General features: G+C 43.3%; 13 protein-coding genes. 5 read left to right on the top strand and 8 right to left on the bottom strand.

The window, feature by feature from the left end:
• Window positions 1–116: 116 nt before the first annotated feature.
• Together EXU85_RS09445 and EXU85_RS09440 are read right to left on the bottom strand one after the other, a co-directional pair.
• Window positions 117–2093, bottom strand: a complete 1977-nt coding sequence (locus EXU85_RS09445) for a hypothetical protein (RefSeq protein ID WP_142776657.1) — start codon at window positions 2091–2093, stop codon at window positions 117–119.
• An 886-nt stretch (window positions 2094–2979) separates the two neighbouring features.
• Window positions 2980–3372, bottom strand: coding sequence for a PaaI family thioesterase (locus EXU85_RS09440; protein ID WP_371731994.1), 393 nt, complete (start codon window positions 3370–3372; stop codon window positions 2980–2982).
• Between the two features lie 187 nt (window positions 3373–3559).
• Between EXU85_RS09440 and EXU85_RS09435 the strand changes: the two genes are divergently transcribed.
• The 4 genes from EXU85_RS09435 (at window position 3560) to EXU85_RS09420 (ending at window position 6213) form a co-directional block, all read left to right on the top strand.
• Window positions 3560–4321 carry a phosphosulfolactate synthase gene (locus EXU85_RS09435; RefSeq protein ID WP_142771840.1) on the top strand — a complete coding sequence of 254 codons (762 nt, stop codon included), beginning with the start codon at window positions 3560–3562 and terminating at the stop codon, window positions 4319–4321.
• A 41-nt stretch (window positions 4322–4362) separates the two neighbouring features.
• Entirely contained in the window at window positions 4363–5004 is a 642-nt protein-coding gene (locus tag EXU85_RS09430) for a DedA family protein (protein WP_142771839.1), read from the top strand.
• Between the two features lie 133 nt (window positions 5005–5137).
• Window positions 5138–5881: a shikimate dehydrogenase gene (locus EXU85_RS09425; protein WP_142771838.1), complete on the top strand. Its 744-nt coding sequence runs from the start codon at window positions 5138–5140 to the stop codon at window positions 5879–5881.
• A gap of 47 nt (window positions 5882–5928) precedes the next feature.
• On the top strand, window positions 5929–6213 hold the full coding sequence (locus tag EXU85_RS09420) for a putative quinol monooxygenase (protein WP_142771837.1): 285 nt from the start codon (window positions 5929–5931) through the stop codon (window positions 6211–6213).
• Between the two features lie 25 nt (window positions 6214–6238).
• Here EXU85_RS09420 and EXU85_RS09415 read toward each other — a convergent pair whose 3' ends face one another.
• From EXU85_RS09415 to EXU85_RS09395, 5 genes are all read right to left on the bottom strand, one after another.
• Complete coding sequence (locus tag EXU85_RS09415; protein ID WP_210422456.1) at window positions 6239–7012, bottom strand: glycoside hydrolase family 25 protein; 774 nt, start codon at window positions 7010–7012, stop codon at window positions 6239–6241.
• A 115-nt stretch (window positions 7013–7127) separates the two neighbouring features.
• Window positions 7128–7373 carry a hypothetical protein gene (locus EXU85_RS09410; protein WP_142771836.1) on the bottom strand — a complete coding sequence of 82 codons (246 nt, stop codon included), beginning with the start codon at window positions 7371–7373 and terminating at the stop codon, window positions 7128–7130.
• An 86-nt stretch (window positions 7374–7459) separates the two neighbouring features.
• Window positions 7460–8095, bottom strand: a complete 636-nt coding sequence (locus EXU85_RS09405; RefSeq protein ID WP_142771835.1) for a peroxiredoxin — start codon at window positions 8093–8095, stop codon at window positions 7460–7462.
• A 131-nt stretch (window positions 8096–8226) separates the two neighbouring features.
• Window positions 8227–8883: a response regulator transcription factor gene (locus tag EXU85_RS09400; protein ID WP_142776655.1), complete on the bottom strand. Its 657-nt coding sequence runs from the start codon at window positions 8881–8883 to the stop codon at window positions 8227–8229.
• Between the two features lie 4 nt (window positions 8884–8887).
• Window positions 8888–10465 (bottom strand): sensor histidine kinase, encoded by a 1578-nt coding sequence (locus EXU85_RS09395; RefSeq protein WP_142771834.1) that lies wholly within the window; start codon window positions 10463–10465, stop codon window positions 8888–8890.
• Window positions 10466–10554: 89 nt separating this feature from the next.
• On the opposite strand from EXU85_RS09395, the gene EXU85_RS09390 reads away from it, so the two are divergent.
• A complete protein-coding gene (locus tag EXU85_RS09390; RefSeq protein ID WP_142771833.1) occupies window positions 10555–11052 on the top strand; it encodes a DUF3299 domain-containing protein in 498 nt (165 codons plus the stop codon).
• A 317-nt stretch (window positions 11053–11369) separates the two neighbouring features.
• Here EXU85_RS09390 and EXU85_RS09385 read toward each other — a convergent pair whose 3' ends face one another.
• Window positions 11370–13334, bottom strand: a complete 1965-nt coding sequence (locus EXU85_RS09385) for a tetratricopeptide repeat protein (RefSeq protein WP_142771832.1) — start codon at window positions 13332–13334, stop codon at window positions 11370–11372.

Genomic DNA, 13334 nt, shown 5'->3' with positions numbered 1-13334 from the left:
CTATTGCAATGAGGCCTTAACACTTATTTTGGGTCAAAACATGAAGCGCTTCTATAGCCTATAACAAAAAAACCGGAAGCGTTGGCTCCCGGTTTTTTTGTTAGTGTATTACTTGATTATTCAACACCGAACATTACATCCGACCGACGACCGCTGTTACCAGCGCGACGTGTTGCTTTCTTCTTAGCAGGTGCTGGAGGAGCAAGCAATTTAGCTTTCTGCTCGTTTGTCAGAGGCTTCAGGTCAGTGATCGTATAGCTGTTATCACTAATCGTTGTGTTGAAGCTGCCCACGACTTGCTCAGGCTGACCGTTGCATGGCAGTTTCGTAACGGTGAACACAGCGCGGAAGTACTGAACCTGCGGACGTACACGGCGACCTTTGAAACGGATGGCGTTGCCACTTTCAATTTTCGCTTTCTCAGCTTGTAACTGTTGTGCCAGACCACCTGGTAGTTCGTTCAGATTGAGGATAACGGTGTTTGTATCGAACTCAACCACATTCTCAGCCAGACGACGGTTCAAGCCGCGGTAGCGTAGGCGGGTAACAGTGTCACCAACGGAGGTAACAGTACCATTACAGTAACAAACATTAGCTACTTCGCGAGTGTATGGGGTGCGATAGTAAACTTCCAGGCGCTCCAGACGGTGACGGTATTCACATTCTGGCGTTGGCGGTGGAGTTGGTTTCACACTGGCAAAGCTTGTCGTTGCAACCTCACTCATACAGGTGCCACACTTAGCAACCTGCTTGTTATGAACCGTTACGTAATAGAACCCTGGATTCAGCTGGCCATTTGAAAAATAGGCTGCTGGGAATGTCAGCGTCGTATCAGTCGTGTTTTCTAATTGAGCAATTACCTGGTCGGTGTTACCTGCTATGACTGAATCCGCACGATAGTACAGACGAGCTGTAAAGGTCTCGTTTTTCGGATTGGGGGTCGTACTGCGCCAGCTAATAACTGGAGCGGTTGCGGCTGTATTAACAGGAGCGTTTGTGCCGTCAGCATAAGCCAAGGATGCACCTTTAAGCGAAGCACCGTTGAAGCGAACGTTCAACTCGGGAATCTGTTCGCAAGTTGGGCAGGACACTGGAGCTTTGGGGATAAGTTTCTTCTGAATAAACCCTTTCCGAACAGCCAGCCCAACCGTGAAACCACCATGTTTACGCTTAAACTCATACAATTGATCATCAACACCATTGATAATCTGGTAGTTTAACTGCGTAATAAAGCCCTGACCCTGAAGGCCAATGTTCCAGTTATTCTTCAATGGGAAGAAAATCGCTAACGAGCCAAGTGCACCTAAGTGGTATAGATTGGAGCTTGGGTTAACCGACCGAATAAGTCCTCCACCATCTACAAACGATGGAACAGCGGGTAGTGTTAACGTCGATGGCGTATAGGCTGAAATCGTAGCGGCCTCCGTGCGGAACAGACCACCCCGTGCGGCAGCTTCAATAAAGGTTACGGCATCAGGATTTTTGCGGCTACGGGCAATCGTAAACTGAAGAACAGGCCCAACAGTCAGGAACATATCTTCAGATGGGCGCTGGCGAATGGTAACCTGCGAGCTATTAAAACCTCTTGCGGCTGCTAATGAGTACAGATAATCACGGTATATGCTACGTGTAACGTAGTTTCCATATCCCAAAGCTGCTCCCAAGCCAAACCGAAGCCGACGGGTTGCAGGGGTTAAATAATAATCAGCATTTGCGGTGATATTGAAACCAGCACCATTATACAGCGTATTGTCCCGCTTGTTGGGGCCAAATGTGTTTTCCCACGTGCCGCAATAAGCGAAGTTAGGACCGGCATATAACCCTATTCGCCAGGGTGATAATCGCCGAACTAAAATGAACGTTTGAAAGGTGGTGTCACAGTCATCGAGTTCAGCCACATCACTGGCCTGCGCTTTGAAATCGCTTCTACGTAGGGTATCGGTATAAATCCCTTTCCCTAAACGATAGATGTTCTCACGCGTGTAATTCCCGCTCGAAGTAGTCGTAGCGGGTTGAACCCGGACTGTATCAGCCTGTTGAGCAAGGCTAATAGATGGTATTGCAAAACTTAGCAACACGAGTCCAGCCAGCATCCTCATAGGGTGTTGTTGGATAAATGTTCGCATATTTATTGAGTTAATTTGACGCAATGTTTCCAATTAAACTTTTACTCTTCCAAACGCGACTGAAGAAACTTAGGCAATGGGTAGCCCACAATGTTGTGGTTTCATCACTACTTCAACCAGCGTTTCTACAGTAAGGCTTACGATGAAGCCCCAACGTATACACTATATGACTAACTTCTCGACTAAATGTTTCTCAGATTTCATAAAAAAATTACAAGTTTTATTTACCTGAAAAGTCATTACCCCAAAAGTAGGCACGATTAAATCCGACCAATCACCTCAATTATCAACTTCTCAGATGACTTACCTCATCAATTGCCTTAAATCCTTATTTTTCTGCAATGTTAAGGCTGAATTACAAAAGTCAACCCATCCTTTCTAAAGTTTTTTGCCAGCTAGCATCAAATAATACATAACTATTAGTCTAGATACTGTTAATATCTGGTTACAGAACTGAAACCAAACTGATGAAGTGCTCTTACTACCAATACTACTAATTTGCCTGAATTGTGTTCAAAACTTATTTAGTTTTATTGATGGTCAATAATAGCAATAATCAAGTGATAAAAAAACAATTCCCAGCCTTAGCGCTGAACAAATAGCTTTTTCCTCCCATTATCTAAATTGTTCCAGCATTCTTTCTATAATCACAGCCCGTCTTATCTGTTCTTTTCTACCTTAAGATAGATCTTGGTCACATCTACTAAGGTTAGGCTATCAACAATGAAGCCCTAAGCAAACGATTCTTAGTTAGTCGGTCACTTATTGATGGCTTTATACCCTTTGACAAAGGTAAACGTATATTATAACAGAAAGTAACCTAAAGGGTGAAATTATTTTAATTGTAGAGAAGCTATACAGGCAATCTGAATGATGTCTGAATCAGGTTTGTAGCGCATTTTGCAATGATTTTACCATCAGCATGTACAATTCGACCCTCACAGTGAACAATATTCCTGCCAGCCCGTATGACTTCAGCGGTTACCGTAATAACGTCGCCTAGCCGAGCTGCATGAAGAAAATCAATGGTTAAATTAACTGATGTATAGGCATACTCGCGCCCCAGGGCAAATACGGTTGCGCCCACCAAATCATCCAGTATAGCCGATGCAGCGCCACCATGAAGTACACTTGCGGGGTTGGTCATCTCTTCACGGACCGTATACTCAGCTACCATGCGCCCATAATCTGCTTGCCGTATCGTCCCGTTGAGCCAACGTCCAAAAGGCGATATGCTGTCTCTCATATCATGGCCTATCTGTGAGCGGAAGAAGTCAAGACGAGGATTTATTAAATTGTCCATATCCGGCAAAAATAGCACTAAACTAAGTCGCAAGCCCATCAGCCGCTATTATTTGTGGATTTTCTTGGGAGGTTTTCAAGACTTATGTTACTTTTGAGCGATTATCAATACGCCTACTCGATTACTTCGTATGAATTATACGCTTACGCAGCTGCCCGACCGCACCACGAAACCGCGCCAGAGTGGAATAACGATGGTAATGGATAAAGGGCTAAGCCTGCGGGAAGTAGAGGATTTCCTGTCTACCTCTGCCCAATACACAGACATTGTTAAATTAGGCTGGGCCACGTCCTTCGTTACGCCAAAGCTGAAAGAAAAATTAGCTATCTATAAGGAATCAGGTATTCCCGTTTATTTCGGTGGGACACTATTTGAGGCCTTTGTGGTACGCAATCAGTTCGATGAGTACCGCAAGTTGCTGGATAAATACGGTATGGAATATGCAGAAGTGTCGGATGGTTCGATTGAGATGAATCAGGATGACAAATGCGAATACATCCGTACCCTGGCCACTCAGGTGACTGTTTTGTCGGAAGTTGGTTCAAAAGACGAAGCGAAAATCATACCACCCTATAAGTGGATTCAGTTGATGAAGGCTGAGTTGCAGGCTGGCTCCTGGAAAGTCATTGGTGAAGCCCGCGAAGGTGGCACCGTTGGCCTATTTCGCTCAAGTGGTGAAGTACGTCAGGGACTGGTTGAAGAAATCCTGACACAGGTTCCATTCGAAAGCATTCTGTGGGAAGCTCCCCAAAAAGAACAACAAGTCTGGTTTGTTAAACTTCTGGGCGCCAACGTTAACCTTGGCAATATTGCCCCCCACGAGGTTATTCCTCTGGAAACCATTCGATTAGGTTTGCGGGGTGATACATTTACGCACTTTTTAACTAAGTAATAGGTAGTAGAAACTCCTACTACCTATCATTCACTCCTAAAATGGATTTCATCAAATCGCTGATTGATTTTTTACTTCACCTTGATCGTTACCTCGATCTGTGGGCGAATGAATATGGGGTACTGCTGTATGCCATCCTATTCTTAATTGTTTTCACGGAAACGGGGCTTATAGTCATGCCATTGCTACCCGGCGATTCGTTGCTGTTTGCTGCTGGTGCTTTAGCTGCCCGGCCAACCAACGAATTGAGTGTCTGGGTAATTATTCCGCTACTGATCGGGGCTGCACTCTTAGGTGACAACGTCAACTATTTTGTCGGGCGATTTTTAGGAACACAGATCAAATCCAGGGAGCGGATTTTGTTTTTCAAGCGGGAATACATTGCCGAAACCGAAAAATTTTATGCTAAATACGGCGGACGGACGGTTATCATTGCCCGCTTTATCCCTATTGTTCGCACCATTGCACCCTTCGTAGCCGGAGCCGGTAGTATGACCTATGGGACGTATATCAAGTTCTGTATTATGGGAGCGATACTTTGGGTAACGAGCATTTCGCTGTTAGGCTACTTTTTTGGAAATTTCCCGATCGTCCAGAAAAACTTTGAGTTAGTCGTATTTGGTATTGTTGGCCTATCAGTAGTACCTATTATCCTTGAGTTTTTCAAGAAACGCTCTGCTTAGTTGGTAGATAGTGATTGATTAAGTCATAGTAGTATTTCTCGGAACAAGGTATTTAACTGCGGCCTAATCTTATCTTACTTCTGAAGTATGCCACTGCCACTAGCTGTGGCATACTGTTTTTAAGCCCAATATTATGAATCGTTACGGTCTTATCGGTTTTCCACTCACCCATTCGTTCTCGCAACGGTATTTTAGTGAAAAATTTGCGCGCGAGGGTATTGCAGATAGTCAGTATGATTTATTTGAACTACCCGACATTTCGGCTTTACCAGAACTTCTGGAGTTGCCCGATCTGCGTGGGTTGAATGTAACTATTCCGCATAAACAGGCGGTCCTTCCCTTTCTGGATCGTGTGGATACATCCGCTGAAAAAATTGGTGCGGTGAATGTAATTAAGCTAGATGCCGATGGCTCCCGAACCGGCTATAATTCCGATTACTATGGCTTTCGGCAGTCACTCACCGATTGGCTGCTTACGCTTGAGCGTAGTCCATCTGACTTACAAGCGTTGGTACTTGGCACGGGTGGCGCATCAAAAGCAGTTACAGTTGCGTTAGCCGATATGGGCATCCGATTCAAATTTGTGTCGCGAACAAAACGAGAAGATACGTTGACCTACAATGAACTACCGGACGTTTTAGCCGATTATTCGTTAATTATCAATGGCTCCCCGATTGGAACTTATCCACGTATCGACGAAGCGCCACGTATCCCCTATCAGCAACTTACCCATCGCCATTTGCTGTATGACCTGGTGTATAATCCGGCCGAAACTCAATTTATGAAACTTGGTCGCGAACGGGAAGCAGCCGTTCATAACGGGTTACGAATGCTTGAACTACAGGCAGAGAAAGCCTGGGAGATTTGGCAATCATAACCGAGTAATTAGAGTACTATTCTCATTCTTTTTAACTCCAAGATCCGATGCCTCTTTTAGTTTTTGCTACCATTACGGCCAAACCCGGAGCGGAAGCCAACTTGAAAAATGCCTTACGTGAACTGGTTACTCAGGTTCGGACTGAGGCAGCCTGCCAGCTTTATGAATTGTACGAAAGCACAGAACACCCCGAACGGTTTATCATGCATGAACTGTGGGACAACGAAGCCGGTCTTGCCGCACATAGCCAGATGCCACACATGGCCGCATTCGGGAAGAAAGCAAAAGACTGGCTCGCCAAACCAGCTGAACTAACAAAAGTCACTATATAAGGTACACGTTCGGGCACCGATGTTTCTATAAACAGATTTCCTGCATCCGGGCATCTTCCATGACGAACACGTTGAAATCAACCTGTCCCCGTATCCCTTTGACCCATCCATTTTGGTTATGCTGCCAGAGATATAGTTTGTCGGCATTATAATTTCCCAGATGCCTGGTTGAATAATCGGCTATCCATAGTGGGTACTCGTCAAGATTACCTTTGATATACCGTCGATAAAGATTGCCGTTTGTATAAATAATTGGGCGAATATGGTAGTGCTCTTCAATGGTTTCGAGCCACAGCCGTAATCCGTTCACGATTGTTTCATCCGACTGACCGTTTATTACTTCAAAGTCAACCACAGGCGCAAAGTCGCCGGGGGTTAGGGTAACATGACGAATAAAATTGTTGGCTTGTTTGAGAGGGTCGCGAGTAGGATGGTAAAAATGGTAAGCTCCCCGATGCATCGCTATTTTTTTCGCTTCCCGCCAGTTTTTGTCGAAATGCTTATCGGCCAGGGTAGCTCCTTCCGTTGCTTTAATAAAGACAAATTGCAATCGAACGCCCTCGGCTTCCATTTGTTGGACACGCTCCCAATTGATGCGATCATTATGACGCGAGACATCAATGCCATGAATAGTATAACGCATTGGTAACCGAATGCCAAATGCCTGCACAAATCGCCAGTTCATCTCATCCGGCTGTCGTGACCGAAAGACCCAGACGGCTGCCAATACGAGTAAGAATGCTGCAATCCATAGGCCGTATCGCCGAAAGATAAGCTTAACCAGTACGCGAAATTTCATGTAGCAATTGACGTTGTGAGCCAAAATTACGGCTTTATCTCCGGACCTGCGGAAAACAGAAAAGCCCGCTATATGTATAGAGGGCTTTTCTGATAGGCAATATACTGATTATCGGTTAGTCGTGACCCTCAAGTTTAACCAGTTTGTTGTAGATGCCCAGCAACAGAAAAGGAGCTGCCCATTGGCCAACGAATAAACTTCGATGCCGGGAGCCCCTGGCCTGCAAATACAGCGAAACCGCCATAGAACCTAACGAAGCCCACAAAAAAATGTCGGATGGTAACTTAGCAGTTTGCTCTTCAATAGCTGTAGCAACCGGTCCTTCTGAGTGTTCTGGATTACTATTCTTTTCCTTTGCCATAACGTTGGGTTGTTTGATTTATAATGAAGCATGTAACTCCCTGATCAATTATAAAGTTTACAACCCCAGCAGGCAACCCCGTTCCCTTACTTATTCGGCTGGGGCGTAGTACGTAAATAAGGCTTCACGAAAGTTACGCCTTTCGGAAATTTAGCTTCCAGTTGATCGTTCGTTACGGCGGGCGTTACAATCACATCATCACCCTGCTGCCAGTCGGCAGGTGTAGCCACCTGGTAATCGGCGGTTAGTTGCAGCGAGTCAATTACGCGCAGTAACTCATTGAAATTACGGCCGGTCGAAGCAGGATACGTCAGGGTTAGCTTGATCTTTTTATCGGGCCCAATTACGAACACCGACCGCACCGTTGCTTTTTCACTAGCATTAGGGTGGATCATATCGTAAAGTGTAGCCACCGTGCGATCCGGATCGGCAATAATTGGGAAGTTAACCTCTGAGCCTGTAACATCCTTAATATCGGGTGTCCACCGGTTGTGCGATTCCAGGTCATCGACCGATACGGCAATGACTTTTACATTCCGTTTGCCAAATTCATCTTTAAGCAGGGCCGTACGGCCTAGTTCAGTAGTACAAACCGGCGTAAAATCGGCGGGGTGCGAGAATAACATACCCCATGAATTACCCAACCATTCATGAAAGTGAATGTGGCCCTGGGTTGTGTCGGCCTCAAAATCGGGGGCAATATCTCCTAAGCGAAGTGACATAGTAGTTGTGGTTTAGTTTATAAACTCTATCTATTAAATCTAGTAAACTAGAAATGGAAAACCGGCAGCGAGCCGGTTTCATGGGCAAACCTAAAAAATAAGTTGTGAGTTCGCAATTTCTCGATCAAAAATCAAATCAGCTTGTCTTCAACCGCCATTCTGACCAGTTCGGCAGCGTTACGAACCTGTAACCGACGCATCATATTAGCCCGATGATTATCAACCGTCCGGACACTGAGTTGAAGTTTTTCGGCTATTTCCCGGCTGCTCATACCAGCCACCAGAAATTGCAGAATCTCTTTCTCCTTGTTCGATAACTTCGATTGCCGTTCGCTGCGACTATGCCGACTCCCTTTTTTAAGCTGCTGCATGTAGCCGCTCAGGATAATTGACGCCACAGGTGAGCTATAGTATTTTTCACCGGCTGCAATCGTGCGAATCGCCTTGATCATCTCATCCGATGACGAATCTTTCAAGATATAGCCATAGGCACCAGCCTCTACCGACCGAAGAATATAATCTTCATTGTTGTGCATGGAGAGCATCAGTACCCGTATGTTCTTATATAATCGGGTGATTACCTGTGTCGTTTGAATTCCCGACATGCCCGGCAACGAGATGTCCATAAGAATCAGGTCGGGCAGTTGTTCTGGCGCAGCCTGATGGGCTTTTAGCTTATCGAGCGTTTCTTCACCATCATTAGCTTCGTCAATAATTTCCAGTCCATCGGCTTGTTCCAGCAAGAGCCGAATACCATCCCGAACGATCGAATGGTCGTCCACCAGCATTAATTTAGTATGTGTCATGATGAGCAAGAGTCGGTTGATAGGGTATGCTAATCTGTAGTTTAGTACCTTTCCCCGGAGAAGAATTAAGTTTAAATTTACCGTTGACCAGTTTCGTTCGTTCCTGTATGTTATGCAATCCCTGTGAAGGTGGACGTAATTTCGTTGATTGGGGATTATCCGTATTCACTTCCTGAATTGGTTTCAGCAATTCATTACTCTGGTTTTTCCGGGGTACCCGAAACCCCTGTCCATCGTCACTCACTACTAACTCTAAGCTATTTCCACGCTCTTTTAGTTCGATTCGGATGTGGGCTGGCTTAGCATGCCGGACCGCATTGCTAACCGCTTCCTGCGTTACCCGATACAGCATGATCTCGATATTTTTGTCCAAACGGGGCATATCGGCCGTAAAGTTTGTTTTAAACGTAACATCGAGCGATTCGCTACGGTCGTGTTCAGCTAACATTTTAATAGCGGGCACAACGCCGAAATCACTTAAAACGCTTGGCATTAAATTATTGGAAATCGTTCGGGTTTCCTGAATCGTCTGCGTTACCAGGCTCTTCAGCGTCTTTATGTTTTTAGAAAAGGCTGCGGTACCCGTTTGTTCAGTTGCAGCGGCTCGGGCCATTCCGGCTTCGAGCCCTTCAATTTGCAGTTTAATGGCTGTTAGCATCTGCCCAAGGCCATCATGAAGCTCGCGCGACATTCGTTTACGTTCTTCCTCCTGTCCGGCAATCAGGTACGATGTTCGTAGTTTCTGATCATCAATCTGTTGTTCATATTGCTGCTTTGTGGCTTCAAAGAGTTTCTGTCGGGTTTCTTTCAGCGACTTATTGGCGCTCACCAGTTTTTTATTAGCGGCTGTTGTCTGACTTTCGGCTTCTATCAACTGGGCGAAGGTTTGTTTTAATTTGCGTGCAGCGGGCCTAAAAATGAGTAAACCAATGGCTACCAGGGCAATCACCGTAAAAATGTACAAATACAACTCAATGGACCGCAATAATGTTAGCCTGGCTCGCAACTCCCCATTGCAGACCACCACAATCCGGTCAATTTTCTCCAGAAATGGTTTCTCATTGGCTAGCATTAATTTAAGGTTCGCCTGTACATCGGGCTGTTTAACTTCCTCAAATCGTTGCAGGCGCATCATCCGATTGGCACTTTGCTGGAAAGCTTCAAATTCCGGACGGATATTGGCGTACAAACGGTTAACGGTATCTGAATAGGTGATTTTAATTGCTGGATTATCGGTGCGGCCTTCGCGAGTCTCTAGATGGAAGCGTTCAAATACGGGGAACAAACGCCTTAATTCGGCAACATTTTCTTCAAAGCTGGTCTGCTCGCTGGCGTCGGTTACCTGGAGTACCTGCTTTACAATCTGTTGACTCTGGTGCCGTTGCAGCGCCGTATGCCGAATGACACCCATTTCCTGTTCAATGGCCCCGAAGCGCCATTGGGTTAGCCCCTGCCCTACTGTCAGTAAAACAGCCAGGATAATGAGCATTGTCATGTATAAACGAGTGAACCGGACGGGAATTACCGAACCGTCTTTTGCGTTATCGTTGAGTGAGTCGGACACGGCAGCGTGGTCGAAGCTAAAATGAGTTATAAAAGTAATCTTTTTTGTAGTTTTACCTTTATTATCTATCGTTAAAGTCTTTCAACGCCATGAACCGTTTAGTCATTGCTTTCCTCTGCGTGTCGCTTGTAGCCTCGGCTTTTCGTCCCGCCATCTTGCCCATCGAACGAACAAGGCCTAAAGCAGTAGCTCCTGTGGCTGCCGAACCGGTAAAACTGTCGTGGGAAGTCCTGCGCGATGTGACCTTCAAGAAAAAATGGTATGCCGAAGAATCGGTATACATGCTCTACCCAACCTTTGGGCAAGCCATTCAGAAACTGAACGGCAAAACAGTTGACCTGACGGGCTACGTCCTCCCCGTCGACCTCGAATCGAACATCTACGTCCTATCGGCTTTCCCGTATAGTGCCTGCTTCTTTTGCGGTGGTGCGGGACCTGAATCAGTGGTGTCGCTGAAATTCAAAAAGTCCGACAAGAAATTCAAAACCGACGAGCGCCGTACCTTCCGGGGAACGCTCAAACTCAATGCGGATAATATCTACGAACTGAATTACATTCTGGCCGACGCCGAAATGATTCCTCAGTAGTCGAAGCAACTAATTCAACGAGAATCCCCAGCTAATTGTGAAATTGGCTGGGGATTTTTTGTTGAACTGCTCCCATATCACTACAAGATCCAGAAACGTATTATTTGTTCGTTGCCAGGGGTATTTTTCTAATCATGTTTGTACTGGGGAGGCCTGGCGAAATATTGTGATATGCCTTACTATTAGCCGCTATCGTGTTCTATTTGGAAGAACGCAAACGCCCACGCTACTCGACCGATGAAAGGGAAAATTTGGTAATCTTGTTGCCATAGTATAATATTTCAATATAATTATAGTCATGAGAAGGAATAACATTACTATAAACTCCGTAGCTCTTTCAAAACTATATCTAACCTTCTATTATAGTAATTTGCATTAACTTCTAACAATTTTTCATATATAGCAATAGAGCACTCAAAACTATTCTTAGCTTTTTCGCATTCACCAGTTACTTTATAATAGCATCCAATCCTATATAACATATTTGCATATCCAAAACTAAACTGCCTATAATCTCTCGTACATAGATCATCAAATATATTTAAGCCTTTATCAAGAATCTTTTTAGACTCTTGATACCGAGAAATAATCAAATAAAAATTACCAAAATAGCCATAGAAATCAGCTAGCTCTGGTAAATATTGATCTTTATTTTTATTCACCATTCTTTGATGTACTAATAAGCATTCTTGAAAGTATTTTTGTGCCAGACTATATTCATACAGTTCTTCATATAAAAGGGCAATATCTAATAATAAGTTAGCATAACCAAATTCATTCTTATAACTTTCATTCTGCATATTCTTATAGACTCCCATTGATTTATCATAATAAAACTTAGCTTCCGCATAGTTCCTTAAATTATATAGTAAATTACCCATATTTATGCAAACAATAGCAAGATTTGATTTGTAGAAGGAATTGTATTGAATTAGTTCTTCAAAAATGGCTATAGAAGCTTTATTCATATTATAAGACAATGTAACAGATCCCATTCGGTGATTAAATCTAGCCATCATTACAAGTAATGATGCATATTCATATTTCTCAGTCTCAGTCCTTATATTTACATTCTGCCATAAGGAAAAAGCACTCAAATAGCAGGTATCTGCCTTTTCCGCTTTTTGTTCTGACAAATAAAAACTACCAAGATTAACTAATGATAACCTTAAGTTTCTAGAGTTTGAATCAGTTTTATAAATAGCTCTTGCAACGTCAAGAGCTCTAAAATACATTAGCTCTGCTTCTTTTCTATCTTTTATCCTTAAATAATCGTTACCTAAATTATTATAAATAAGCCACTTACTATCTAAGTTTTTCGCGACTTTAAAAGCTTGTTTGTACCATTTTACACCTTCTGAAAATTTATCTTGTTTCAGCAAAAAAAACGCAAGAGTCGATACATTTTCATATACACTAGAATCCTCTATCACAGCTTGTCGATAGTAGTTAATGGCCTTATCATCTTCATTTTTAGAGGCATAAATGTTACCAAGTAGCATTTGTTTATTAATCCATTGCTTTCGTTTTAACCTAGCAGCTTCTATAATCCTATAACCTAATTTTTCTTGTGAGTTAAAGTCCAAATTTTCTTCATCAAGATCTGCATTCAGCAATACCTTCCTTGCATTATCAAATTGTCCTACTTTGTAGAAAGCAAAAGCCTTTTGATAAGTTGTATCTATTTCAGATGCCTTAAGATTAGCAAATATTGTTGCAACTTGTACTGCTTGTTCCTTTAATTGAATGTAGCTATTTTCTAAGTTAGAATATTTCTGCCTTAATGCCTGGAGCTCTTTCACTAAAATAGAGTTACTATTGGCATTATTCTCTAATTCTTTAACGCGCTGTTTTAAGCGTGACATTTCCCTAAGTATTGGCAAATTAATTATTTGACTATAGTACTCTAATTTATATTGTTCTATATATTTTTCTTCACAAATTATTATCTTAAACTGTAATTGTCCTGGGGTTAAATTAGCCCGGAGTGTATGTCCAGAAATTTCAATATTATTAACAACTCCGTAGCCATCTTTTAATGCTTGTACCCTAACAGGAGTACCAATACAATCATCTAATTTATAAATAAAATTACCTCCATTACTAGTAATTGGCCCTAAATTACCATTGATAACAATTTGAACTCCATCTATTCCTTTACCATCTAATAAATTAAGGACAACCTGACCACGATGATTAACTGGCAGGCATTTTTGTTGTCCTAAACTAATCGACAAATTACCCAGCAATAAACATAAATAAATAGCATCCTTTACTTTCAT

The sequence above is a fragment of the Spirosoma sp. KCTC 42546 genome (genome assembly GCF_006965485.1).
In the GTDB taxonomy this organism is placed as follows: domain Bacteria; phylum Bacteroidota; class Bacteroidia; order Cytophagales; family Spirosomataceae; genus Spirosoma.
This window is presented reverse-complemented; position numbering and strand designations above follow the sequence as displayed.

Excerpts from the sequence above, each read along its gene's own strand:
- EXU85_RS09385 (WP_142771832.1), bottom strand. The coding sequence starts at position 13,334 with ATGAAAGTAAAGGATGCTATTTATTTATGTTTATTGCTGGGTAATTTG.
- EXU85_RS09435 (WP_142771840.1), top strand. The coding sequence starts at position 3,560 with ATGAATTATACGCTTACGCAGCTGCCCGACCGCACCACGAAACCGCGC.
- EXU85_RS09420 (WP_142771837.1), top strand. The coding sequence starts at position 5,929 with ATGCCTCTTTTAGTTTTTGCTACCATTACGGCCAAACCCGGAGCGGAA.
- EXU85_RS09425 (WP_142771838.1), top strand. The coding sequence starts at position 5,138 with ATGAATCGTTACGGTCTTATCGGTTTTCCACTCACCCATTCGTTCTCG.
- EXU85_RS09410 (WP_142771836.1), bottom strand. The coding sequence starts at position 7,373 with ATGGCAAAGGAAAAGAATAGTAATCCAGAACACTCAGAAGGACCGGTT.
- EXU85_RS09430 (WP_142771839.1), top strand. The coding sequence starts at position 4,363 with ATGGATTTCATCAAATCGCTGATTGATTTTTTACTTCACCTTGATCGT.
- EXU85_RS09445 (WP_142776657.1), bottom strand. The coding sequence starts at position 2,093 with ATGCTGGCTGGACTCGTGTTGCTAAGTTTTGCAATACCATCTATTAGC.
- EXU85_RS09400 (WP_142776655.1), bottom strand. The coding sequence starts at position 8,883 with ATGCTGGTGGACGACCATTCGATCGTTCGGGATGGTATTCGGCTCTTG.
- EXU85_RS09415 (WP_210422456.1), bottom strand. The coding sequence starts at position 7,012 with ATGAAATTTCGCGTACTGGTTAAGCTTATCTTTCGGCGATACGGCCTA.
- EXU85_RS09405 (WP_142771835.1), bottom strand. The coding sequence starts at position 8,095 with ATGTCACTTCGCTTAGGAGATATTGCCCCCGATTTTGAGGCCGACACA.
- EXU85_RS09390 (WP_142771833.1), top strand. The coding sequence starts at position 10,555 with ATGAACCGTTTAGTCATTGCTTTCCTCTGCGTGTCGCTTGTAGCCTCG.
- EXU85_RS09440 (WP_371731994.1), bottom strand. The coding sequence starts at position 3,372 with ATGAGAGACAGCATATCGCCTTTTGGACGTTGGCTCAACGGGACGATA.